Consider the following 24,958-nt stretch of genomic DNA (forward strand, 5'->3'; position numbering starts at 1 on the left):
GATCGCTCGCCTTCGATCAAAGCGCGAGCAATGTCCAATGAATTTCGTCACGACATGATTGCATGCTAGCCTTGGTCCGGATTCGGCAATGAAATGCCGAATGCGAAACGAAAACGATTCGACGAACCGGACGATGCCGCGATGCAAGCCGTCGAATGACGGCCGGCAGTTGCCGGATTTTCCCGAGCCATCTTCGATACCTACGCCCGATGGAAACGATCACGCAAGAGTTCGTCCGGCAATTCAGCCGAGAATGGATCGACGCATGGAATTCGCATGACCTCGACCGAATCCTGTCGCACTACGCCGACGATTTCGACATGTCGTCGCCGATGATCGCGCAGATCGCCGGCGAGCCCAGCGGGCGCCTGCGCGGAAAGGCAGCGGTGCGCGCGTACTGGTCGAAGGCGCTGCAGATGATTCCGGATCTGCATTTCGAATGGATAGCGACGCTCGCCGGCGTCGACAGCATTGCGATTCATTACCGCGGCGCGAAAGGGCGGCTCGCGCTCGAGGTTTTTCACTTCGGGGCGGATCGGCGAGTCGTGAAAGCGTTCGCTCACTATGCCGGCTGAGCGGGCAGCGCAATATCGGCGCGGCTGCATTTTCTACCGCTGCCGATTCGATATTGACGACAGTTTTACCGAATGGAGCGACAGCGCATCGCTCTAGACTCCTTAACAAATTCAATTGAATGCCGGATTCGTCGGCGGGCGACGCATCGAACGAATGGCGTCGATGCGAAATCATTCGCCGTCCGGCGGCTGACCGTCGAAACGACGACAAGCAAGCGGTGGGGCGCGATGCGCGCGCCGACACGGCTGCCCGTGCCGCGCGGCGGCGCGAAGCCGATCGCGATGCGGCGGAAGTTGCGTGGTGACCAATCAACCGAGGGCTGCGACGGTTCGTTCGTCGTACTCACCTATGTCATACCCGGCGACCTATATTTTGTTTGTCGATGGGGCAGATCAGGGAGAGCATCACTCATGGTCAAGAAACGACTCCGCGCCGCATGCGTCGGCACCGTCATCGGGCTCGCGGCGCACGCAACGCACGCGCAATACACGACGGACTGGCTGGCGAACACCTACGGAACCATCGCGTCGCACGTCGGCAACAACGCGCGGTCGATGTGGGTGTCGCCCGAAGGCGTCGTCTATACGGCTTCCTTCTGGGACGAGAACGAGGGCGGCGTCGCGATCTACCAGAACGGCAAGAGTCTCGGCTCGATCGGCTCGCACGCCGAGTTCCAGGGCGGCGCGATCACGGGCAACGCGACGTCGATCTTCGCGGCGCTGCAGTACGGCACCCCGCAGGGCAGCGGATCGGTCGGGCGCTACAACCGGACGACGCTTGCGCGCGATCTCGTGATTAACGTCAGCGTGTGGAACGCCGTGAGCCGCGCCGACGTGATCACCGGTCTCGCAACGGCGGGCACGCTGCTCTACGCAAGCGACTTCTTCGGCAATCGCGTGCGCGTCTTCACCACGGACGGCGTCTGGCAGCGCGACATCAGCATCGCGAATCCCGGCGCGCTCGCGCTCGACGATGCCGGAAACCTGTGGGTCGCGCAGAAGAACGCGGCGAAGATCGTCGAGTACGGCCCGGCCGGCGCGTTGATGAACACGATCCAGATGCCGACGGCGTCGCGGCCGTCGTCGCTGTATTACGACGCGTCGAAGCGGCAGTTGATGGTCGGCGATCAGGGCCCGGACATGAACGTCAAGCTGTACGCGATCAACGGGACGCCGAGGCAAACCGGCACGTTCGGCGTGCAGGGCGGCTACCTCGATACGACGACCGGCATCAAGGGGCAGGTCGGCGACAAGCGCTTCACGCGCGTGGTCGGCATCGGCAAGGACGCCTCCGGCACGCTGTACGTGCTCAACAATCCGTGGGGCGGCGGCTGGGATCTCGGGCGCAACGGCGCCACCGACATTCATGCCTACGATACCTTCGGCAACGTGCGGTGGAAGCTGCAGGCATTGAACTTCGAGGCGATCGGCGCGCCGGACCCGACGACGGACGGCGCATTGTTCTACAGCGGAATGAACGTCTACGCCGGCACGGCGGGCGGCACTTTCGTCGCGAACACGGTCGATCCGTTCACGTATCCGTCCGATCCGCGCCTCGACATGAACGATTACCAGCGCGGCCAGCACTTCGGCCAGCTCGTCGGCGTCGGCGGCAGCAAGATCCTCGTCGCGTCGGGGCAGAATCCGGGGAACTTCAACTTCTATCACTTCAACGCGGCGAGCGGCTACATCGCGATTCCCGACGCGTCGCTGCCGGGCAAGGCGTTCAACACGACGCTGCAGGTGACGGCCGGATTCTCGATCGACAACAAGGGCGACGTGTGGGCCGGCCTCAACGGAACGAACGCGATCTCGCACTATCCGCTGACGGGCTTCGACTCGAGCGGCAAGCCGACGTGGGGCGCGCCGGCGTCGATTCCGGCGCCGGCAAGCATCCAGCCGACGGCGCGCATCCTCTACATGTCCGACAGCGATACGATGATCCTCGCGCAGGGCATCGCGGGGAGCTGGGACTGGACCGCGATGAACGGGCGGATCGAGGTGTATCACGGCTGGAATGCGGGCAACGTCGCACAGCCGAATCCGGTCATCACGCTCACGAGCCCGAATCCGAAGTCGATCGCGGCGGCCGGCAAGTACCTGTTCGTCGGCTACGTGCACACCGTGCCGAACGTAGACGTGTTCGATCTCAACACGGGCCAGCTCGTCACCACGCTGATCAACTCGAACACGGGCGTGATGGACGTCGGCAACGACGTCGATTCGATGTACGGCATCAGGGCGTATCTGCGGTCGACGGGCGAATACGTGATCACGAAGGACAACTACAACGGATCGAGCATCGTCGTCTATCGCTGGCGGCCGTGACGGCGAGCGGCCCGCCGGATCGAAACGGACGGAAGCCGGGCGGCGTGCGATGCCGGCACGTCGCCGTCCGGCTTGCGGGCGCGGCGTCGCGCGAGCGTGCGAAGTAAAAGCGCCGTGTTGCACGATGTTTCGCATCGTTTAGTAAATCTGATAAAAACATTACATCACCCTTCATTTCATTGACGAAGAAACTTCCCGTGTCCTAGTCTTCCAGCACAGTCGAGATTCACGATTGGCCGTCGACGCGTCGTCGATCGTGCCGCTCGAAAACGAAGCACAAGAACTGGAGACAATCATGAATCGATTCGTCAGGCTGGGCGTCGCGATGGCCGTTGCTTGCGCGCTCGCGGCTTGTGGAGGGGATGACGGCGGCCCCGCCGCGACGGCGTCCTCGCTGGCCGCGACGGGTGCGAACGGCGCTGCGGCAAACGCGGTGCAAACGGATGACGCCGTTCGCGCCGTCTCGCTGACCCAATACGTCGACCCGCTGATCGGCACGCTCGCGAGCAATTCGCCGAACCCGGTGCCGGCCGGGCAGGCGGGCAGCGTGGTGCCGGCGGCGGGCCTGCCGTCGGGCATGGTTCAGTGGGCGCCCGATACGAACACGACGCCCGCGCCCGCCGGCAGCAAGGAGCCGGGTTCGCCCGCCGGCTACTACTACGACCTGAACTCGATTCAGGGCTTCAGCGTCACGCACATGAGCGGCGCGGGCTGCGCGGGCAACAACGGCGAATTCCCGGTGATGCCGACCACCGACGCGACGAAGCTCGCGCCGACATTCAGCCATGCGAACGAAACCGCGAAGCCCGGCTATTACTCGGTGCTGCTCGATTCGCAGATCAAGGTCGAGCTGACGGCGACGCTGCGCACCGGCTTCGGCCGCTTCGCGTATCCCGCCGGCAAGCCCGCGATCCTCGTGCTCGACGCGACGCGCACGAACACGAAGGCGTCGACGAGCGGCGCGATCACGCGCGTGTCGTCGAGCGCGATCTCCGGCAGCACGGTGGGCGGCGGCTTCTGCGGCAACTCGGTGCCGGTGCCCGTGTACTTCTATGCGACGTTCGACCGGCCGTTCGCGTCGACGTCGTCGATCTCGCGCGGCGTGGCGAAGCTCGCGTTCGATTCGGGCGCGACCGTGCAGATGAAGATCGGGATCTCGTACGTGAGCGTTGACAACGCGAAGGCGAATCTCGACGCCGAGAACAAGACGTGGGATTTCGACGGCGTGCGCGCGCTCGCCGATGCGGCGTGGAACGAGCGGCTAGGCGCGATCCGCGTGTCGAGCACCGATGCCGACGCGCTGAAGAAGTTCTACACCGCGTTCTATCATGCGCTGTGGGCGCCGAGCGTGTTCAGCGACGTCAACGGCCAGTACGTCGGTTTCGACAAGCAGGTGCACGCGGTTGCGAATGGCCAGGCCGCTCAGTACTCGAGCTTCTCCGGCTGGGACATCTATCGCTCGCTGATCCAGCTGAAGGCCGTGCTGTTCCCGCGCGAGACGAGCGACATGATCCAGTCGCTCGTCAACGATGCGGACCAGTGCGGCGCGATTCCGCACTGGGTGAACGACAACGTCGAGGACGGCGTGATGCCGGGCGACGCGGGCTCGCTGATGGTGTCGAGCGCGTATGCATTCGGCGCGCGCAACTTCGACGCGCGCGGCGCGCTCGCGCACATGATCAGGATGGCGAACATTCCCGGCACCGCATGCGCGGGCGTGACGACCAACGGCGGGCGCGCGAGCTATCTGCAGACGGGCTACATCACGAGCGGCGAGTGGGGCATCGCATCGTCGACGCTCGAATACACGAGCAGCGATTTCGCGATCTCGCGCTTCGCGGGCGCGCTCGGCGACACGGCGACGCAGAAGATGCTGCTCGGGCGCTCGGCGTATTGGCAGAACCTGCTGAACGCGTCGTCGAATCCGCCGCTCGTCGCCGCGCGTCAGGCGAACGGCGCGTGGATCGCCGAAACGCCGGGCAGCACCGACAATTACGTCGAGGGCAACGCGGAGCAATACACGTGGATGGTGCCGTACGATCCCGCGGGCCTTTTCGCGCAGCTCGGCGGCAATCAGGCGGTCGTGCCGCGGCTCGACAAGTTCTTCACGGTGCTCAATGCCGGGATGAGCCTGCCGAACTTCTACATGGGCAACGAGCCGACGTTCGAAGTGCCGTGGCTGTACAACTGGGCGGGCGCGCCGTCCGGCACGCAGCGCATCGTTCAGCAGATCATGCAGACGGCGTTCAGCACGCAGCCCGACGGCCTGCCCGGCAACGACGATCTTGGCGCGGTGTCCGGCTGGTACGTGTGGGCCGCGCTCGGTCTGTATCCGCAGATTCCGGGCGTCGCGGGCTTTGCGATCGGCAGTCCGCAATTCCACGCGATCGACGTGCAGCTCGGCAGCGGCAAGACACTGAAGATTCGCGCGCCGGGCGCGCCGTCTTCGAATTACGTACAGAGCGTCAGCGTGAACGGCCGCGCGCAAGCGAGCCCGTGGATCGCGCTCGACGCGCTCGAAGGCGGCGCGGTCATGCACTTCAAGATGGGCGACGGGCCGTCGCAATGGGGCGCGGGCGAGGCGCCGCCGTCGTTCGGCGTGCCGGTTGCGCGCGACGTGGCGGACAGCTTCAACAACCGCGGCATCAGCACGGACGGCGCGGCGAACGCCGACGGCCAGGGCGCCGATTTCGACGGCAGCCTGTTCAGTTACTCGGCGGCCGCGCTCGCCCAAGCGGGCGTGCGGCCCGGCGCGCCGTTCACGTACGGCGGGGCGAGCTTCGTGTTCGGCGGCGGCGCGTCTTCGCTCGACAACGCGGTGACGGTGGGGCAGACCGTGATGCTGCCGCCGGGCTCCGCAGGCACGAGCGTCGTCGTGCTGGGTGCGTCGAACAACGGCCCGAGCACGGGCGTCGCGCAGTTGCACTTCGCGGACGGGACGAGCGCGCAGGTCACGCTGTCGTTCGACGACTGGACGCTGAACGGCGGCAGCACGAGCGCGAGGTCGGCGATCGCCGTGACGTCCGCTTATCGCAACGCCGGCAACGGGCAGAAAGACAACGTGAAGACTTACGTTTTCGCGCAGAAAATCCCGCTGCCGGCCGGCAAGGTCGTGACGAGCGTCACGCTGCCGCGGCAGGTGAGCGCGGGCAAGATGCACGTGTTCGGCATCGGCGTGGCGGCTTGACATAGGCGCGCGCCATGCCGATGCGTGGCACGCGCTCGATGCATTCTAGGCGGGCCGGTCGCGGCCCGTGACGTGCGGCGGCGCGTCTTCGCGGACTGCGCCGCCGCATGCCGCTTCGATGAGCGGCGAATTGTCTATTGCGCTTGGCGAAGAATCGCCACGATCAACGCGCGTTATCTCCTCATTGTTCCCTCCTGGTTTCACGATCGAATATGTCGGGCGGCAATCCGGTGCGTTGCACCGACTGAATTTCAATGAAAGTCTCGGCGTTTTAGTTTTTCGATCGACTGATCAAATAATCTACAAAAGATAATCCAATCGGGTCCGTCATAAAAACAAAACACTCGATTGGATTGCGATCTGCAAACACTTCCTCGGCGCTCGCGGAATCGTTTCATGTGACTTTCTGTTGGAAATTTCATTCCTTTGATCAATCGGCTTATCGGCGCGGATATATCGAATTATTCGCGTACTGTCCGGCTGCATTTTCAATTTAATCGTAAGAAAATTCTCCGAACAGTCATTTCGATTAATGCGTATTTATCGGGTTTAATGCGAAAAATAGAATCTGCCTCGCCATCAACTCATTTGATCAGCGAGGTCGAAATTCATGAGAAACGACCGGAACCACGAGATCGCTCTGGCGATCCTGGGCGAAATTCTCGAGATTCACCGGCGGTATCCGGAATACACGACGGATTCGGACATCCGTCACGAAATCGAACAGATCCACGCGGTTCAGCTTCCCAGAATCCGGACGTTCGTCGACGCGGCGCGGCCGGTTCGCTTCGTCCTGCCGGCGTTTCCGTCGAAATCGCCGAATCCGAACAAGGTGCTGGGGCGGCTGCCGGACATGGCGGAGAAGCTCTCGCTGTCGTTCCTGAACGATCTGTGCGAGCGGATTCGTCGCTTCTACGCACCCGGCGCGACATTGACGATCTGCTCGGACGGCCGCGTGTTCGGCGATCTGATTCGCGTCGACGATCGCGACATCACCGCGTACCAGGGCGCGCTGACGCGGATCATCGCGGATCTGCGCGCGGATCATCTGTCGACGTACAACCTCGAGAACTTCGAGGCGTTTGCGGATCGCACGTCGAATTTCGACGACATGCGGCGGCTGCTCGTCGACGAATTCGCCGACCCGATCGATGCGATCAAGCGAAAGCTGACGGGCGAAGAGGAGGGCACGCTGCTGTATCGAGCGATCACGCGCTTCATGTTCGAGGACGGCTTCACGCCCGACTATCGCGGCTCGAAAGCCGCGCTGCAGAAAGACTCGAAGACGCGCGCGCTCGGCGTGATCCAGCGTAGCTGGGCGTGGGGCGCGCTCCTCGCCACGCAGTTTCCGGATGCGATTCGGCTGTCGATCCATCCGCAGCCGGCCGCGAGCCCGAAGATCGGCGTCCACTTGATGCCGACGCGCGACAACTGGCTGACGCCGTGGCACGGCGTTGCCGTCGACGCCGGCGATCAGTTCGTGCTGATGAAGCGCAGCGACGTCGAGCGGCTCGGCGGCCGCGTCGTGATGCGCGACGCTCGACCGAGTCACTACGAAATCGAACGTTCGCGGATTGCCTGCGGCGACCTGCTTGCGCTTGCCGTCGCGCGCGGCGAACACGCGTCGGCCGATGCCGGCGACAACCTGATCATTTCGGAGGCCGTATGAGCGACTTTTTCATGCAGCGGTCGGTATCGCTCGAACCGCTCACGGGCGATGCCGGCGCGCCCTGTTCGTTCGGCGTGCTGGTGAAGCCGCGCCATGCGCACGTTCACGTCGGCGAGCTGTCGATCGAGTGGCTGCGCGCGCTGGTGCGCGGCCAGCAGCTCGTCGTGCTGCGCGGCTTCGACAGTTTCGTCGACGCGGCAAGCATGACGCGCTATTGCGCGACGTTCGGCGAAATCATGATGTGGCCGTTCGGCGCCGTGCTCGAGCTGATCGAACAGGCGAATCCCGCCGATCACGTGTTCGCGAGCAGCTACGTGCCGCTGCATTGGGACGGCATGTATCTGGAGACCGTGCCGGAATTCCAGGTGTTCCAGTGCGTGCAGGCGATCGGCGAAGCGGACGGCGGGCGCACGACGTTTTCGAGCACGACGCAGGCGCTGCGCGTCGCGACGCCCGAGATGCGCGCGCTCTGGCAGCGCGCGCACGGCCGCTATCGGCGCACGGTGGAGCTCTACAGCAACACGGTCGAGGCGCCGATCGTCGAGAAGCATCCGCGCCGCGAGTTTCCGGTCTTGCGCTTCTGCGAGCCGCCGATCGAAGGCGACAGCACGTTCATCAACCCATCGAGCTACGCGTTCGGCGGCATCGCCGAAGACGAGAAGGAGGCGCTGCTCGGCAGCCTGAAGCGCGCGCTCTACGATCCGCGCGCGCATTACGCGCATCGCTGGCAAACGGGCGACGTCGTGCTCACCGACAACTTCACGCTGCTGCACGGCCGCGAGAGCTTCACGAGCCGCACCGGCCGCCATTTGCGCCGCGTGCACATCCACGGCGATCCGCCGCTGCGCAATCCGCATCTGTCGAAGCAGCCGCAGCGCGCGGCGGCCGCCGATGCGGCAGCCTGACCAACTCGTCGACGGAGAGACGACCATGACGTTGATGACCGGAAACGATTATCTCGACAGCCTGCGCGACGGGCGCAACGTGTATCTCGGCGGCGAACGGATCGCCGACGTCACGTCGCACCGCGCGTTTCGCAACGCGGCGCGCAGCATCGCTTCGCTGTACGACGCGCTGCACGGCGAGCATCGCGAGCGGCTGACCGCGCCCGATCGGCACGGGCAGATCACGCACCGCTTCTTCAAGCCGAGCTATTCGGTCGACGATCTGCTGTCGGCGCAGGACGCGATCGAGCTGTGGTCGAAGATGACCTACGGCTTCATGGGTCGCACGCCCGATTACAAGGCGGCGTTCATGTCGGGGCTCGAGGCGGGCGCCGGCTATTACGGTGATTTTCGCCAGAACGCGGCCGACTGGTACAAGCGCTTCTCGGGCAGCGGCCTGTATCTGAATCACGCGATCATCAATCCGCCGCTCGATCGCAGCAAGGCGATTCACGACATGCGCGACGTGTTCGTGCACGTCGTCGACGAGACCGATCAAGGCATCGTGGTGAGCGGCGTGAAGATGCTCGCGACCGCCGGCGCGCTGACCAACGCGACGTTCGTCGCGCCCGTCGCGTCGGCGCTGCTCGAGCCCGGCAAGGCGGACGACTTCGCCGTCGTGTTCTTCGCGCGAATGGACAACCCGGGCCTGAGCCTGATGTGCCGGCCGTCGTACGAGGCCGCCGCGACGAGCCCGTTCGACGCGCCGCTGTCGAGCCGCTTCGACGAGAACGACGCCGTGCTGATCTTCGATCGCGCGTTGATCCCGTGGGAAGACGTGCTCGTCTATCGCGACGTGAAGCGCGCGACCGGCTTCTACGCGGCGTCGGGCTTCGCGAATCTCTACAACTTCCAATCCGGCATCCGGCTCGCGGTGAAGCTGGAGCTGATGATCGGGCTGTTGTCGCTCGGCACGCAGGCGAACGGCACGCAGCAGTTCCGCGGGATTCAGGCGGCGCTCGGCGAGCTGATTTCGCTCCGGCATCTGCTGAAGGCGATCACGTCCGCGATGGCGCACGATCCGGATCGCACGCAGGCGGGCGTCGTCGTGCCGAAGCTCCAGTACGCGTCGGCGCTGCGCATCCAGGTGCCGCAGATCTGGAAGCGCGTGCGCGAGCTGATGGAAACCGCGCTCGGCGGCTCGCCGCTCGTCACCGTGTCAGGCGCGGCGGACTTGCTCGATCCGCAGGTGAAGGGGCTGATCGATGCGTACTACCGCGGCGCGGCGCTCGAGCCGGAGCAGCGGATCAAGCTCTTCAAGCTGATCTGGGACGCGACGGGCAGCGAGTTCGGCTCGCGTCATTCGGTCTACGAAACGCATTACTCCGGCAATTTCGACCAGATACGCCTCGACTCGCTGACGTGGGCGACCCGGTTCGGCCAGCTCGCCGATTGCGAAGCGTTCGCGCAGCGCTGCATGGACGACTACGACGCGTCGGGCTGGTCGCGCGGCCCGTGGCTGCACGACTGAATCGCCCCGTCGATCCCTATCGTTTCAACTCAAAGGAGCAGCTATGTGCGGTATCACTGGATGGGTCGACTTCGGCCGCGATCTGCGCAACGAAGCGCGGATCGTCGACGAGATGACCGATACGCTCGCGCGCCGCGGGCCGGACGCGCGCGGCGTGTGGCTCGACAAGCACGTTGCGCTGGGGCACCGGCGCTTGTCGATCATCGATCTCGAGCGCGGCACGCAGCCGATGCTCAGCCCCGAGCGTGGCCCGCGCGATCTGCCGCGTGCGGCGATCTCGTATGCGGGCGAAACCTACAATTTTCGCGAGCTGCGCGCCGAGCTGGGCGCGCTCGGCCACCGGTTCGGCACGCATTGCGACACCGAGGTCGTGTTGCGCGCGTATCTCGAATGGGGCGCGGCGTTCGTCGATCGCCTCAACGGGATGTATTCGATCGCGATCTGGGACACCGCGCGCGACGAGCTGCTGCTCGTTCGCGACCGGCTCGGCGTGAAGCCGCTGTTCTACTACCCGACGGCGGACGGCGTGATCTTCGGTTCGGAGCCGAAGGCGATTCTCGCGCATCCCGACGTGCGTGCGCGCACGTCGTCCGAAGGGCTGTGCGATGCGCTGCTGTTCCTGCGCACGCCGGGGCAGGTGCCGTTCACCGGCATGCGCGAGCTGAAGCCCGGTCATCTGCTGCGCGTGCGGCGCGGCGGCATCGTCGAAGAGCGTTACTGGGCGCTCGAGGCGCGCCCGCACACCGACGACCTGCCGACGACGATCGCGACGATCCGCTCGCTGCTCGACGACATCGTGTCGCGCCAGATGATCTCCGACGTGCCGCTGTGCGCGCTGCTGTCGGGCGGCGTCGATTCGAGCACCGTCGCCGCGCTCGCGCAGAAGCAGCGGCGCGCGAACGGCGGCGGCGCGTTGTCGACGTTCTGCGTCGACTTCACGGGCCACACGCGGAACTTCCAGGCCGACCCGATTCGCCCGACCGCCGATGCGCCGTTTGCGCTCGAAGTGGCGCGACACATCGGCAGCGACCATCACACGATCGAGCTGAACCAGGATGGGCTGCTCGATCCCCAGGTGCGCGAAACGGTGCTGCGCGCGTGGGATCTGCCGTTCAACTTCGCCGATCTCGACGTGTCGCTGTATCGGCTGTTTGCGCAGGTGCGTAAGCACGCGAGCGTCGCGCTGTCGGGCGAGGCGGCCGACGAAATCTTCGGCGGCTACCTGTGGTTCTCCGATCCGGGCGCGCGTCGCGCCGAGACGTTCCCGTGGCTCAAGCTCGGCGCGCATCGCGGGCTCGATCCGCGCGCGCTGTTCCATCGATGGTTCATCGACGATCTGAAGCTCGGCGAATACGAAGCGGACCTGTACCGCGCGGCGCTCGCCGAAGTGCCGCGCCTCGACGGCGAAAACGCGGAGGACCGCCGCACGCGCGAGCTGCACTACCTGACGCTCACGCGCTGGCTGCCGGTGCTGCTCGACAAGAAGGACCGGATGGGAATGGCGAGCGGCCTCGAAGGGCGCGTGCCGTTTTGTGACCACCGGCTCGTCGAGTACGTGTTCAACATCCCGTGGTCGATGAAAACGTTCAACGGCCAGGAGAAGGCGCTGCTGCGCGCGGCCGCCGCCGATCTGCTGCCCGAATCGGTGCTGAACCGCAAGAAGGCGGCGTATCCGTCGATTCAGGCGCCGGGCTACGACCGCGGCCTCATCGACCGCCTGAACCGGGCGATCGACGCCGGCCGCGCGCCGCTCAAGCCGTTCATCGACGCCGACGCGCTGCGCAATCTGACCGCGAGGACCGCGGCCGGAAGCCTTTCGGAATTCGAACGAATCCTGCTCGAATCGAGCAGCCGGCTCAACCACTGGCTCGATCTCTATCGGGTCGAAATCGACGGCGTGACGGCCGGTTGAGTCGTCGACGAACATTTCATTTGGAGAGCGTATCAATGCAAGCAATCGAGATTCGCGAGACGGGCGGCCCGGACGTCCTCGACTACGTGACGCGCGCCGAGCGCGATCCCGGCGAGGGCGAGGTGCTCGTCGAGCTCGCCGCGGCGGGCGTGAACTTCATCGACCTGTATCGCCGCGAGGGCCGATATCCGATGCCGCTGCCCGGCACGCCGGGCGAAGAGGGCGCGGGGCGCGTGCTGGCGGTCGGCCCGAACGTCAAGCGGTTCAAGCCGGGCGAGCGCGTCGCATGGACGACCGTGATGGGCAGCTACGCGACGCGCGTGATCGTGCCCGAGGACAAGGCGATCGTCGTGCCGGACGGGATCGATCTGCGGACGGCCGCCGCCGCGCTCGTGCAAGGGATGACCGCGCACTATCTCGTCCACGATTCGTACCGCGCGCGCGAAGGCGACGTCGTGCTCGTCCACGCGGCGGCGGGCGGCGTCGGGCTGCTTCTGACGCAGTGGCTGAAGCGGCGCGGCGCGCGGGTGATCGGCACGGTGTCGACCGAAGAGAAGGTGGCGCTTGCGCGCAGCAACGGCGCGGACGACGTGATCCTGCATCACGCGCACGAGGATCTCGCCGCCGAAGTGCGCCGGCTGACGGACGGCAAGGGCGTGCACGCGGTGTACGACGGCATCGGCGCCGCGACGTTCGACGCGAGCCTCGCGAGCCTCAGGACGCGCGGCACGCTCGTGATCTTCGGCGGCGCGAGCGGCCCCGTGCCGCCCGTCGACGTGATGCGGCTGCTGTGGGGCGGCTCGCTCACGCTGACGCGCCCGTATCTCGAGCACTTCCGCGCGACCGTCGACGAATTCCTGTGGCGCGCGGGCGAAGTGTTCGACGGCATCCTGAACGATACGCTGAAGATCCGGATCGGCGGCACTTATCCGCTTGCCGAAGCGCGTCGCGCGCACGCGGATCTCGCGGCGCGCAAGACGACCGGCAAGCTCCTGCTCGTGCCGTGACGCCGTTTCGTTTCGCCCGCTCACTCACTCACTCATTCATTCATTCATTGAACAGGATGCCTATCTATGGGAAAGATCATCGGCGCCGGCCTGATCTCGCACGCGCCCGTCGTGATGATGTCGGAGGCGACGCGGCTTCGCGAGAACGGCGGCCGCGATTTCACGCTCGCAACGGGCCTGATGCGGTTGCGGCGCGACGTGTTCGATGCCGACGACTACGATACCGTGCTCGTCTTCGACAGCCACTGGCGAACGACGACCGAGGCGGTCGTCACATCGCACGCGCGGCGCGAGGGCCGCTTCACGTCGGACGAGATGCCGAACGCGATCCGGCAGTTGCCTTACGATCTCGCCGGCGATCCCGAGCTCGCGCACGCGATCGCCGAACTGGCGCCGCGGCGCGCGTCGTGGATCGCCGCGGTCGACGATCCGTGTTTGCCGATTCATTACGCGACGCTCAATCCGTGGACCTACCTCGGCCGGCCCGACAGGCGCTGGCTTTCCGTCTCCGTGTGCCAGACCGCGACCGCCGGCGATTTTCTGCGAATGGGCGAGATCGTCGCGGAAGCGATCGGGCGGCTCGAGCGCAACGTGTTGCTGGTCGCGTCGGGCGGACTGTCGCACGTGTTCTGGCCGCTCGCCGAGCTGCGCAACCGGATGGCGGGTGCCGCATCGAACATCGTGACGCCTGCGGCGCGCGCAGCCGACGAGCGGCGGATCGCGTGGCTCGAAGAAGGGCGGCACGACCGGGTGATCGACGCGATGCCGGAATTCCTGCGTTTCAATCCGGAAGCGAACTTCGGCCACTATCTGATGATGGCGGGCGCGATCGGCGCGCGCGCGTGCGTGGCGCGGGGGCGACGCTTCGGCGAGTACGAGAACGGGATCGGCACCGGTCACGTTCACTTGTGGTTCAGCCCGGCAGACGGCAGTTGGACGCAGACTGCGGCAACGCAGCGCGCTCGGAAAGCGGCGAGCGCATGAACGTCGCGGCGCGCGGGCGCGGATTCCCGGCGCCCGTGCGCGCGAAGCGCCCGGCGCCGTGATCCTTCGATGCGCCGACGCCACGCTAGGCGGAGATCGGTGCCCGCCGCTCGGGCGCGCGGGCACCGACCGGCCGGGCCCGCGCCTGCGCGCGCCCGACGCCCGACGCCCGACGCCCGACGCCCGGCAAGCGGCAAGCGGCAAGCGGCAAGCGGCAAGCGGCAAGCGGCAAGCGGGCGAACATCGTCGCAAGCGCCGTGTCGCGCGAAGCGGCCGTTCGGGCTCGCCGTTAGACCGGAATCGCGCCCGTGTACGTCTGCTCGCCGGGCAAGCGGGCCAGATACGCCTGGACCGCGCCGAGGAACAGGCGCTCGCGAACCGATGCGTGCCGCGGCGACGTGCGAAACGCATAGATGCCGCCTTTGGGCATCGTCCATGTCGGCAGCAGCCGATGCAGACGTCCTTCCCGCAAGTCTTCGGCCACCAGATAGTCGGGAAACGCGGTGATGCCCGCGCCCGCGAGCGCCATCTGATGCGCGAGCAGCACGCTCTTCACCTTCAGGCGGCCGTTCGTCTGAATCCGGACCGAGCGGCCGCCGTTGCCGAACACCGAATAGCTGAGATTCGCGAGCCCGCCGTGCCCGATCCAGTGCGAACCGGGCAGATCGTCGGGATGCCGGGGCACCGCGTGCCTGCGCGAATACTCGGTAGATGCGACGAGCACTTGGTCGAACGCGCCGAGCATCTTCATCCGGAAACCTTTCTTCTTCGGCCACCCCGTTTCGAACGCGAGATCGATGCGTTCGCCGACCAGGTCGATTTCAGCATCGTTGCAGACGATCTCGAGCTCGATCTGCGGATGCTGGTGAATGAAGGTTGCCGCGATCGAGCTCAGATGCGCGGTGGAAAAGCCGCTCGGCGCAGCGACGCGCAGCAGGCCGGTCGATTCGTGGCGCAGGCACCGGATGCTGCCGATCACGTCGTGAAGGCCGCTCACGAACTCCTGGGAGGCCGAATACAGTTTGTTGCCGGCGTCGGTCGGCGCGATCCTGCGGGTGCTGCGCATCACGAGCTGTGTGTCGATCTCGGCTTCGAGACGACTCAGGTATTCGCTGACCAGCGACTTCGACATGCTCAAGCACTCCGCTGCCGCGGTGAAACTACCCTTCTCGACAATCGTCATGAAAACGCGCAGGTGATTCAAATTTCTTATCCCCACCTCGGACATATATCCCACCTCAAGAACGGTCAAGTTTCGAAATGCCGGGCGGCGCCCGCCGTGTCGCGGACGGGGCGCCGATGTCGCGCGTGCGCTGCATCGCAATACGGCGACATGAACCCGGCGCTGGATCTGGAAGATGGTTGTTCCGCCGCATGCGGGGCGTGTCGTCGGGGAGTATCGTGGGCGAGCGCGACGTCGGGCAGGCAAGGCGGCGCGCACGGCCGCGCGCGATCCGCGCGTCGCGAATCGCGGCTGTCGACGTGCGGGCCGGCGCCGACGGCTCGGCGCGAGTCGGGCGACCGGCGCCGCCGACGCGGCGGCGGGCTGCGAACGTCAAGTTCGTCCTCCTTTGCATGCTCGATCCACGAAAGACGGGCCGGACGAGCCGACATTCATCGCGGCCCGTGTTCTTCATGTGCGGCAATCGGTTCATCGGCAATGCGATGCGGCAGCAATCCGGTCCCGCGGAATCCATGCTCCCTCGCATACGCTTTACAACCATCTCCGTCAGTATTCCATAGCCAACTTAAGACCTTAATAAAATAATGGTAAATAATTTTATATGAGACGATTGTCTCGTCGAGAGGGCGTCGATATCTCGTGCAGAGCTGCACGTAGGCGGCGGTTGAATCCATTCATTATTTCGGCCTCATTCGATGTGTTTACGGTGCTTATGGCGCATAGCGCGCTTGCATGGATCGCACGTGAAGCCGGCGGAGGATTCGGACGTGGTTGCCGATCGAGTTCCGGGCCGGCGGAATCGGGCTGGAGCGGCATTTCGACCGGCGACGCGGCGGCCGTGCCGACGCGGGATACCGCTACGGCGCACGGTGAGAGGCAGTGAATCCTGACGGAAAATGCGCGAATTCGGATGGATTCGGCGGAATCGAGAATATTCGGACAAGTGCCGCATCGTCGATTTTTATGCGATGGGGATGCCGGTATTTTGAGGAATTAAGTTACCTGAAGGTTACTTGTCTCGCCGATCGAATATTCAAGATGAGTTACCTTCCGGTTACTAATAACTCGAATGCGAGATTTGCTCGATGATCTTTCGTGACGCTTATCGACGGCGATTCGGCGTAATCGCTTATTGACGGGCGCGATAAGCGGCTCGAAATGGCTGATCGTAGTCAGTAGTCAGTAGTCAGCAGCTAGCAGTCAGCGGCTCGTGGCATGCGGCACGCGGCACACAACCGCACAGCCACGGAGTTGCGCAGCCGGTGCGCGAACGTCATGGATTCGCGCGATGCCCTGCCGCACGGCGTACCCATGCGGCAAAACGGCGGCATGGCGCGCGCACGTCTCATGATGTGCTCATCCGCAACCGCATCCGCATCTGCCGGCGTTCGCGTTCGCATCCGCATCCGCGTCGACCGTCACGCGGACAGAAAGAACTCGCGAAGATGCCGATTGAACGCGCTCGGCCGCGCGAGATTCATGCCGTGGGACGCGCCCGCGATCGTGGCCCGCGACGCGTTCGGCATCCATCGGCTCAGCGCGTCGACGTTCGCGTGAAAGTGAGCCGGGCTCTTCTCGCCGTCGATCAGCAGCGCCGGACACGCGACGCCGCGCGCCGTTTCCGCCGCATACGCGGGCAGCGGATCGCGCAACTGCATGGCGAGCGTATGCGCGTTGTCGGTCGCCATCGTGCGGAAGACGCGCGTGCTCTTTCGCCAGGTGCCGGGACGGCTGACCGAATCGACGAACAGCTCGAGCCCGGCGTCGGTCTCGCCTTGCGCGATCAGCGCCACCGCGCGCGATCGCAGGCGCTTCGTGTCGAGCGACGCCTTTGCGTCCTCGGCGGCCGGGCCGGCGAGCGATCCGCCGGGGTCCGCGAGCGTGAGTGAACGGACGAGCGACGGAAAGCGGGCCGCGACGTGATATGCGACGCAGCCGCCGCGCGAATGGCCGACGAGATGCACGGCGCCGATGTCGAGACGTTCGATGAACGCGCCGACTTGGTCGGCGTGCGTGCTCCAGCTGAACGGCGGCAGCGATGCCGCGTGCGGCGCGGGCCAATAGTGCGTGAGGCTCGGCGCGATGCAGTCGAAATGCGCGGCGAGGCCGCTCGATTGGGCATGCCAGAAACGGAAATCGCACAGCGAGCCGTGGACGAACAGCACGGCCGGGCCGTTGCCGGTTCGTACGTAGGGCATGCGGATGCCGCCGGAGATTTCCAGCGTCGTTGCGGTGTCGGGGGAGGAAAGGTGATTCACGGTCGATGTAGCGGCGCAATGTCGCACGCAATGATAAGCGCAGCGGGGCGGCCGACGCCATCGGTCGGACGCCCCGGGCGCCGCGTCGTGGCGATGCGGCGCCGGACGCCCGTCGGACCGTGGCGCGCGCGCGGAATTTTGCAGCCGAATACCGGCCGTTGTGTGGCCGCAAGGTCGAACCGAAGGCGGCGTGCCGTGCCGTTGTGTCGTCATGTCGTCGAAGACATGCCGATGATTCGTTGCGGACGACCCGTGTCGGCGAAGGCACGGCGTTGGCCGGGGAACTGTCGGGCGGCGACGTCGCGTGACGCGGCGGTTGTCGATGCCGTGATCGACGCGCCGGCTCGCTTGGTTCGCTGCGCGCGGCGTGCGGCGCGCCACGGGCGACCTGCGTCGGCAGCGATCCGCGATTGACGAAGGCCGATGCGGATTTCCCGTGATCTGACCAAAATTGACAGACGTTTCGCGATGAATCGTCTAACTTTTACGACGGAGAGGCTATTCGACGTCCGGCCTTCTCCGATCTCAAGAAACTGCAGCAATCGGCCCATGTTGTGTTGTTGATCGACCCGTTGCCTTGCCGGGCGGCGGGTCGTCTTTTCCGATCGTTCGCATCGGAAGCGGTTGCCGCGCCCGCCGGATCGAACGGCGCGCGGATCGGAAGCGGCGCGCGGCCAGCGGATGTCGATCGGCCTTCGCTTTTTCGGTCATTCATGCCGCGGCGTCGTCGGCCGCGCGTCGTTGAAATACGATCGGAATGCGAAATGCCCGGAACGCGCGTGTTCGCACCCGCATTCTCCGGAGCGCGTTTTCGCCGCGCGCCGCGCGACACATGAAACGCGACACGCGACACGCGTGCAAACCCCTCCCTTCGCCGCCGATCCCATTGCCTAAAATCAAGTTACGCGCGAGACGGTTCCGATCGTATTGGCGCGAAGGCGTCTGGCGGCGTCGCTCGCGCGTTCGAATCCCGACATGTTTCAATCGTAAGGTGAATCGTCATGGCGACTTATGTGGTTCTTGCAAACTTCACGGACCAAGGCATCCGCACGGTGAAGGACAGCCCGAAGCGGGCCGGTCAGGTGGCGGAGATGGCGAAGAGTTTCGGATGCGAAATGAAGGAGGTCTACTGGACGCTCGGCGCGTTCGATATCGTCGCGGTCGTCGAGGCGGCCGACGAGCAAAGTCTCACCACGTTCGGCTTCGCGCTCGGTTCGGCGGGCAACGTTCGCACGCAGACGCTGCGCGCGTTCACGAAGAACGAAATCGGCGCGATCATCGGCAGATTGCCGTAACGCACGCGTCGCGCGCCGGCGTCGGCCGGTCGAGCGCGGGCTGGTCCGAACGCGGGCCGAAGGCGGATTGCAGGCAGAGGAAAGGGCTGAAGCAAGGAGAAAGCCCATGTCGAATACGCAAGGCGACGCAGGATCGCCGTTCGCGGCGTCCGTCGAAGCGGGCAGCTACCGCATCGCGCGGCCGGCCGGCGTGAGCGACGTGATCGAACTGGTGCGTACGCACGGCATCCAGATCGTCGATCTCAAGTTCACCGATCTGCCGGGCCTCTGGCAGCATTTCTCGATCACGCTTCCGGAACTCCACGCGGATCTGTTCAGCGCGGGAATCGGTTTCGACGGCTCGTCGATCCGCGGCTTCCAGGAGATTCACGAATCCGACATGCTGCTGCGTCCCGATCCGACGACCGCGTTCGTCGATCCGGTATGCGAGGCGCCGACGCTGTCGATTCTTTGCGACGTGATCGATCCGGCGACGCACGGGCCGTATTCGCGCGATCCGCGCTACGTCGCGAAAAAGGCGGAAGCGCATTTGCGTGCGACGGGCGTGGCGACGGCCTGCTACGTCGGCCCGGAGCTCGAATTCTTCATTTTCGATTCGATCCGCTACGGCCAGGATCAGCACAGCGGCTACTACCACGTCGAATCGGCCGAGGGCGATTGGGCGACGGGCCGAGACGAGGGCGCTTACGGCGGCGGCAACCTCGGCTACAAGGAGCGCTACAAGGAAGGCTATTTTCCGACGCCGCCGAACGACACGCTGCAGGACATCCGCTCGGAAATCGCGCTGACGCTGCAGCGCGCGGGCGTGCAGGTCGAAGTGCATCATCACGAAGTCGCGACGGCCGGCCAGAACGAAATCGACATGCGTTTCGCGACGCTCACGCGCATGGCCGACAACGTGATGATCTACAAATACGTGTGCAAGAACGTCGCGCGCCGGCACGGCAAGGTCGCGACGTTCATGCCGAAGCCGCTGTTCGCGGACAACGCGAGCGGCATGCATTGCCATCAGAGCCTGTGGGCCGACGAACGCAATCTGTTCTACGACGCGCACGGCTGGGCGATGACGTCGCAGCTGTGCCGCTGGTACATCGGCGGACTGCTCGAGCATGCGCCGGCGCTGATGGCGTTCTGCGCGCCGACGACGAATTCGTACAAGCGCCTCGTGCCGGGCTACGAAGCGCCCGTCAATCTCGCGATGTCGCAGCGCAACCGCTCGGCCGCCGCGCGGATTCCGATGGTGTCGGACGCGCCCGCCGCGCGGCGCGTCGAGTTTCGCTGCCCCGATCCGTCGGCGAACGCGTATCTCGCGTTCGCGGCGATGCTGATGGCCGGGCTCGACGGCATCGAGAACAGGATCGATCCGGGCCCGCCGCTCGATACGAACATCTACGAGCTGCCGCGCGAGGAAGCGGCGAAGGTCCGGCAGGTGCCGGGCTCGCTCGACGCGTCGCTCGCCGCGCTCGAAGCCGACAACGCGTTCCTGCGCAAGGGCGACGTGTTCACCGACGACGTGATCCGCACGTGGATCGACTACAAGCGCAGGCGCGAGCTCGATGCGATCCGGCTGCGTCCGCATCCTTGGGAGTTCTATCTGTACTTCGACGTCTAGAAGAACGAGGAGGCCCGCGATGACCACGGTCGGCAGCTTCGACATCGATTACACGCAATACCTCGGCCCCGACGGCGAGCCGGTCCAGCCGTTGCCCGCGTTCGCGCAGGACGCGGCCGCGTTGCTGCCGCTCTATCGCGCGATGGTGCTCACGCGCGCGTTCGACACGAAAGCGATCGCGCTGCAGCGCACCGGCAAGATCGGCACGTTTGCGTCGTCGGTCGGGCAGGAGGCGATCGGCGTGGGCGTCGCGAGCGCGATGCGGGCCGACGACGTGCTGTTTCCGTCGTACCGCGATCATGCCGCGCAGTTCATGCGCGGCGTCACGATGACGGAGAGCCTGCTCTATTGGGGCGGCGACGAGCGCGGCAGCGATTTCGCGGCCGCGCGCCTGGATTTTCCGAACTGCGTGCCGATCGGCACGCAGGTGTGCCATGCGGCGGGCGCCGCGTATGCGTTCATGCTGCGCGGAGAAGCGCGCGTCGCGGTGGCGATACTCGGCGACGGCGGCACGTCGAAGGGCGATTTCTACGAGGCGATGAACATCGCGGGCGCGTGGCGCGCGCCGCTCGTCATCGTCGTCAACAACAACCAGTGGGCGATCTCGATGCCGCGCGCGCGGCAGACGGCCGCGCGCACGCTCGCGCAGAAGGCGATCGCCGCGGGCATCGAAGGGCGGCAGATCGACGGCAACGACATCGTCGCGGTGCGCCAGATCGCGGGCGACGCGATCGAGCGCGCGCGGCGCGGCGGCGGCCCGACGCTCGTCGAAGCGCTCAGCTACCGCCTCGGCGATCACACGACGGCGGACGACGCGACGCGCTACCGCGATGCCGAAACCGTCGGCAAGCAATGGGAGTTCGAGCCGTTGCTGCGCCTGCGCAAATACCTGATGCATCGGAACGTGTGGGACAAGGCGCAGGACGAGCAGCTCGGCAAGGCGTGCTACGCGCAGGTCGAAGAAGCGGTGCAGGCGTATCTCGCCGTGCCGCAGCCGGATGCGTCGGCGATGTTCGACCATCTGTACGCGAGCCTGCCGCAGGCGATGCGGGAGCAGCTCGCGACGGCGCTCGCGTTCGCGCCGGCCGCGGGGAATCATCATGGCTGATCTGAATCTCGTCGAAGCGGTCAATCTGGCGCTCGCGTACGAGCTCGCGCACGATCCGTCGGTCGTGCTGCTCGGCGAGGACATCGGCGCGAACGGCGGCGTGTTTCGCGCGACCGTCGACTTGCAGGCGCGCTTCGGCGCGCAGCGCGTGATCGACACGCCGCTCGCGGAGACGGCGATCGCGGGCGCGGCGATCGGCATGGCGGCGATGGGGCTCAAGCCCGTCGCGGAAATCCAGTTCACCGGCTTCGTCTATCCGGCGATCGATCACGTGCTCAATCATGCGTCGCGGCTGCGCCACCGCACGCGCGGCCGGCTGTCGTGCCCGCTCGTGATCCGCGCGCCGTGCGGCGCCGGCATTCACGCGCCGGAGCATCATTCGGAAAGCCCCGAGGCGATGTTCGCGCACATTCCGGGGCTGCGCGTGGTGATTCCATCGACGCCCGCGCGCGCTTACGGGCTGCTGCTCGCGGCGATCCGCGATCCGGACCCGGTGATGTTCTTCGAGCCGTCGCGCCTGTATCGCCTGTTCAGGCAGCCGGTCGAAGACAACGGCGACGCGCTGCCGCTCGACACGTGCTTCACGCTGCGCGACGGCTCCGACGTCACGCTCGTCAGCTGGGGCGCGATGCTGCAGGACGTGCTGGCGGCCGCCGACCAGCTCGCGCAAGAGGGCGTGACGGCCGAAGTGATCGACGTCGCGACGCTCAAGCCGCTCGATGCCGACACGATCGTCGCGTCGGTTTCGAAGACGGGACGCTGCGTGATCGTTCATGAAGCGCCGCGCACGGCCGGCTTCGGCGCGGAGATCGCCGCGCTCGTCGCAGAGCGTTGCCTGTATTCGCTGCTCGCGCCCGTGCAGCGCGTGACGGGCTACGACGTCGTCGTGCCGCTGTTCCGGCTCGAAAGCCAGTACGTGCCGAGCGTCGCGCGCATCGTCGACGCGGTCGGAAAGACGCTGGAGGCGCTGTAAAGACATGAAGATCTTCAAATTGCCCGACCTCGGCGAAGGCTTGCAGGAAGCCGAGATCGTCGAATGGCACGTGAAGGCCGGCGACACGATCGAGGCCGACCGGCCGCTCGTGTCCGTCGAGACCGCGAAGGCGATCGTCGAGATTCCGTCGCCGCAAGCGGGCCGAATCGCGAAGCTGTTCGGGCAGCCGGGCGACATCGTTCATCTCGGCGCGCCGCTCGTCGCGTTCGAGGGCGAAGCCGACGAAGCCGATGCGGGCACGGTCGTCGGCCACATGACGGTCGGCGAGCACGTGGTGCACGAGACGCCCGCGGCGCTCGGCGCGGGCCCGGGCGGGCGCGCGGCCGGCGCGATCAAGGCGATTCCCGCCGTGCGCGCGCTCGCGCGCAAGCTCGACGTCGATCTGGCGATGGTGACGCCGTCGGGCGCGGACGGCGTGATCACCGCGGCGGACGTGCAGCGCGTCGCGAAAGTGCTCGCCGAGCTCGGGCCGCCCGAGGTGCTGCGCGGCGTGCGGCGAGCGATGGCGCAGAACATGGCGCGCGCGCAGAGCGAAGTCGCGGCGGCGACCGTGATCGACGACGCCGACATCCACGCGTGGCCCGCGGGCGCGGACGTGACGATGCGCCTGATTCGCGCGCTCGTCGCCGGCTGCCGCGCGGAGCCCGGGCTCAACGCGTGGTTCGACGGGCAGGCGGGGCGCCGCCACGTGGTCGCGAAGATCGACGTCGGCATCGCGGTCGATCTGCCGGACGGCCTGTTCGTGCCGGTGCTGCGCGACGTCGCGCATCGCGACGCCGCCGATCTGCGCCGCGGGCTAGACCGGATGCGCGCCGACATCCGCGCGCGCAAGATTCCGCCCGACGAGCTGCGCGGCAACACGATCACGCTGTCGAACTTCGGAATGATCGCCGGCAAGTACGCGGCGCCCGTGGTCGTGCCGCCGACCGTCGCGATTCTCGGCGCGGGGCGCGTGCACGACGCGGTCGTGGCGGCGAACGGCGTGCCCGCCGTGCATCGCATTCTTCCGCTCAGCCTCACGTTCGATCATCGGGTGGTCACGGGCGGCGAGGCGGCGCGCTTTCTCGCGGCGGCGATCGCGGATCTGCAATCGCCGCAATAGGTCGATGGCTCGCGCGGCTGCGCGATACGCACGACGCGCGCGATGCATGTGATGCATGCGACGCGCACGATCGTTGCTCGACGTCGTCCGCGCATGACGAATTTCCCGAGCGCGGCGGTTGCCGCGCCGCCGCCGCGAATGTGCTCCTCGCCGCCCGGATGGCCGGTGCGCGAGCTCGGATCAACTGTGTCGCAAGTCTTGCCTTCATCGAAACTTCGTCATCCTTTGCATGAGGAAGCGATACCGCCGCGCATTGCCGTTTTCGGGTTGCTCGTCGGTCAACGTCTCATTCAAAAGGGGCATTGAAACGCATCGGAATCCGCGATGCGCCCGCATTGCCGCCGGACTGCGCGGGCCTCTCGACGCCCCCGTACCCCGTGACCCGGGAAGACTGGATCGAAGCGTCGAATGTCGATCAGGACTTCTTGCCGTTCGCGTGCGGCGTCGCGCATCCCGGCGCCGAACCGAACGGCGTCAGACCGATGCCGCGATGTGCTCGCGCAGCCACATGTGCGCGGAGTCGCGATGGGAGCGTTCGTGCCACAGCATCGCCATCTGGAAGCCGGGCACGTCGACGGGCGGCTCGACCACCCGCAGCGCGCGGTTGTCGCGGACGAGTCGCGAAGGCATCATCGCGACGAGATCGCTGCTCGCGACGACCGACATCATGAACAGAAAGTGCGGCACGGACAGCACGACGCGCCGCGTGAGGCCGGCTTTCGCGAGCGCATGGTCGGTGACGCCCTGAAAGCCGCCGCCGTCCGGCGACACGATCACGTGATCGAGCCGGCAGAATTGCGCGAGCGTCGGCCGCCGTTTCAGGCGCGGATGGCCGGCGCGCCCGGCGAGCACGTACCGTTCGGTGAAGAGCGCGCGATGGCGCAGGTTGCCCGGCGCGCATTCGGTGATGTGGAAGGCGAGATCGATGTCGCCTTGCTCCGCCTGCTTCGCGATCCGCGACGGCACCGTCTCGACGACGGCGAGACTGTATTACCCCGGCTTCGACGTGCTGCCGCCGTTCGTCGTCTATCGGACGAGCCGCACCGACGAGGCGCGATTCGAGACGATCTGCGATTCGCTCGGGCAGCGCCTCGACGATTTCTGGAAAACCGCGCCGATACCTTATCGCGCGCAGAATGCCGGCGAGTACGAGATTCCGCGGCTCACGCTGCGGGACGACGTCGCGCCGGAGCGGTCGGGATTCGCCGCGCATATCGCGTAGCGGGGCGGCGGCGTGCGAGAAGATGCGAGGCGATGCGTCGCCCGGCGTGATGCATCGTGCATCGCGTGCGACGTGTCACGCGTCACGTGTCACGCGTCGCACATCGC

General features: G+C 66.1%; 17 protein-coding genes and 2 pseudogenes. 15 read left to right on the forward strand and 4 right to left on the reverse strand.

Going from position 1 to position 24,958, the window contains the following annotated elements:
- Positions 1-209 precede the first annotated feature (209 nt).
- The 9 genes from WT60_RS21075 to WT60_RS21120 all read left to right on the forward strand — a co-directional run bounded on the left by WT60_RS21075 (position 210) and on the right by WT60_RS21120 (position 14,077).
- Positions 210-575: a nuclear transport factor 2 family protein gene (locus WT60_RS21075; RefSeq protein WP_038745980.1), complete on the forward strand. Its 366-nt coding sequence runs from the start codon at positions 210-212 to the stop codon at positions 573-575.
- A 411-nt stretch (positions 576-986) separates the two neighbouring features.
- Positions 987-2,903 carry an SMP-30/gluconolactonase/LRE family protein gene (locus tag WT60_RS21085; protein WP_038745984.1) on the forward strand — a complete coding sequence of 639 codons (1,917 nt, stop codon included), beginning with the start codon at positions 987-989 and terminating at the stop codon, positions 2,901-2,903.
- A gap of 232 nt (positions 2,904-3,135) precedes the next feature.
- Complete coding sequence (locus WT60_RS21090; protein ID WP_059644734.1) at positions 3,136-6,090, forward strand: GH92 family glycosyl hydrolase; 2,955 nt, start codon at positions 3,136-3,138, stop codon at positions 6,088-6,090.
- A 610-nt stretch (positions 6,091-6,700) separates the two neighbouring features.
- Positions 6,701-7,759: an isocyanide synthase family protein gene (locus WT60_RS21095; RefSeq protein ID WP_060356149.1), complete on the forward strand. Its 1,059-nt coding sequence runs from the start codon at positions 6,701-6,703 to the stop codon at positions 7,757-7,759.
- Positions 7,756-8,664, forward strand: a complete 909-nt coding sequence (locus WT60_RS21100; RefSeq protein WP_038745990.1) for a TauD/TfdA family dioxygenase — start codon at positions 7,756-7,758, stop codon at positions 8,662-8,664. Before WT60_RS21095 ends, WT60_RS21100 begins: the two co-directional genes overlap by 4 nt.
- Positions 8,665-8,689: 25 nt before the next feature.
- Positions 8,690-10,174 carry a 4-hydroxyphenylacetate 3-hydroxylase family protein gene (locus WT60_RS21105; protein ID WP_059671440.1) on the forward strand — a complete coding sequence of 495 codons (1,485 nt, stop codon included), beginning with the start codon at positions 8,690-8,692 and terminating at the stop codon, positions 10,172-10,174.
- A 43-nt stretch (positions 10,175-10,217) separates the two neighbouring features.
- The gene (gene asnB / locus WT60_RS21110; protein ID WP_060356148.1) at positions 10,218-12,086 is read left to right on the forward strand and encodes an asparagine synthase (glutamine-hydrolyzing); all 1,869 of its coding nucleotides are present in this window, start codon (positions 10,218-10,220) and stop codon (positions 12,084-12,086) included.
- Positions 12,087-12,121: 35 nt separating this feature from the next.
- The gene (locus WT60_RS21115) at positions 12,122-13,093 is read left to right on the forward strand and encodes a quinone oxidoreductase (RefSeq protein WP_060356147.1); all 972 of its coding nucleotides are present in this window, start codon (positions 12,122-12,124) and stop codon (positions 13,091-13,093) included.
- 66 nt (positions 13,094-13,159) lie between these two features.
- The gene (locus WT60_RS21120) at positions 13,160-14,077 is read left to right on the forward strand and encodes a 3,4-dihydroxyphenylacetate 2,3-dioxygenase (RefSeq protein WP_059576736.1); all 918 of its coding nucleotides are present in this window, start codon (positions 13,160-13,162) and stop codon (positions 14,075-14,077) included.
- A 289-nt stretch (positions 14,078-14,366) separates the two neighbouring features.
- On the opposite strand, the gene WT60_RS21125 is transcribed toward WT60_RS21120, so the two are convergent.
- The 3 genes from WT60_RS21125 to WT60_RS34605 all read right to left on the reverse strand — a co-directional run bounded on the left by WT60_RS21125 (position 14,367) and on the right by WT60_RS34605 (position 18,069).
- The gene (locus tag WT60_RS21125; protein ID WP_081989453.1) at positions 14,367-15,305 is read right to left on the reverse strand and encodes a LysR family transcriptional regulator; all 939 of its coding nucleotides are present in this window, start codon (positions 15,303-15,305) and stop codon (positions 14,367-14,369) included.
- A 1,373-nt stretch (positions 15,306-16,678) separates the two neighbouring features.
- Entirely contained in the window at positions 16,679-17,458 is a 780-nt protein-coding gene (locus WT60_RS21135; RefSeq protein ID WP_081989454.1) for an alpha/beta hydrolase, read from the reverse strand.
- 269 nt (positions 17,459-17,727) lie between these two features.
- The gene (locus tag WT60_RS34605; RefSeq protein ID WP_156443871.1) at positions 17,728-18,069 is read right to left on the reverse strand and encodes a hypothetical protein; all 342 of its coding nucleotides are present in this window, start codon (positions 18,067-18,069) and stop codon (positions 17,728-17,730) included.
- Between the two features lie 450 nt (positions 18,070-18,519).
- Between WT60_RS34605 and WT60_RS21145 the strand changes: the two genes are divergently transcribed.
- The 5 genes from WT60_RS21145 (at position 18,520) to WT60_RS21165 (ending at position 23,629) form a co-directional block, all read left to right on the forward strand.
- A complete protein-coding gene (locus tag WT60_RS21145) occupies positions 18,520-18,813 on the forward strand; it encodes a GYD domain-containing protein (protein WP_038746001.1) in 294 nt (97 codons plus the stop codon).
- Positions 18,814-18,919: 106 nt separating this feature from the next.
- Complete coding sequence (gene glnA / locus WT60_RS21150; RefSeq protein WP_038746003.1) at positions 18,920-20,425, forward strand: type I glutamate--ammonia ligase; 1,506 nt, start codon at positions 18,920-18,922, stop codon at positions 20,423-20,425.
- A gap of 19 nt (positions 20,426-20,444) precedes the next feature.
- Positions 20,445-21,533 carry a pyruvate dehydrogenase (acetyl-transferring) E1 component subunit alpha gene (pdhA, locus tag WT60_RS21155; protein WP_038746005.1) on the forward strand — a complete coding sequence of 363 codons (1,089 nt, stop codon included), beginning with the start codon at positions 20,445-20,447 and terminating at the stop codon, positions 21,531-21,533.
- Positions 21,526-22,506, forward strand: coding sequence for an alpha-ketoacid dehydrogenase subunit beta (locus tag WT60_RS21160; protein WP_038746007.1), 981 nt, complete (start codon positions 21,526-21,528; stop codon positions 22,504-22,506). The genes pdhA and WT60_RS21160 overlap by 8 nt, the downstream gene beginning before the upstream one ends.
- Positions 22,507-22,510: 4 nt before the next feature.
- Complete coding sequence (locus WT60_RS21165) at positions 22,511-23,629, forward strand: dihydrolipoamide acetyltransferase family protein (protein WP_038746009.1); 1,119 nt, start codon at positions 22,511-22,513, stop codon at positions 23,627-23,629.
- Positions 23,630-24,103: 474 nt separating this feature from the next.
- Here WT60_RS21165 and WT60_RS21170 read toward each other — a convergent pair.
- Positions 24,104-24,613: pseudogene (locus WT60_RS21170) on the reverse strand (LysR substrate-binding domain-containing protein); the annotation flags it as partial.
- Position 24,614: 1 nt separating this feature from the next.
- Between WT60_RS21170 and WT60_RS21175 the strand changes: the two are divergent.
- A pseudogene (locus WT60_RS21175) lies at positions 24,615-24,851 on the forward strand (flavodoxin family protein); the annotation flags it as partial.
- Positions 24,852-24,958 lie beyond the last annotated feature (107 nt).

This window comes from Burkholderia sp. MSMB617WGS (assembly GCF_001532025.2).
In the GTDB taxonomy this organism is placed as follows: domain Bacteria; phylum Pseudomonadota; class Gammaproteobacteria; order Burkholderiales; family Burkholderiaceae; genus Burkholderia; species Burkholderia savannae.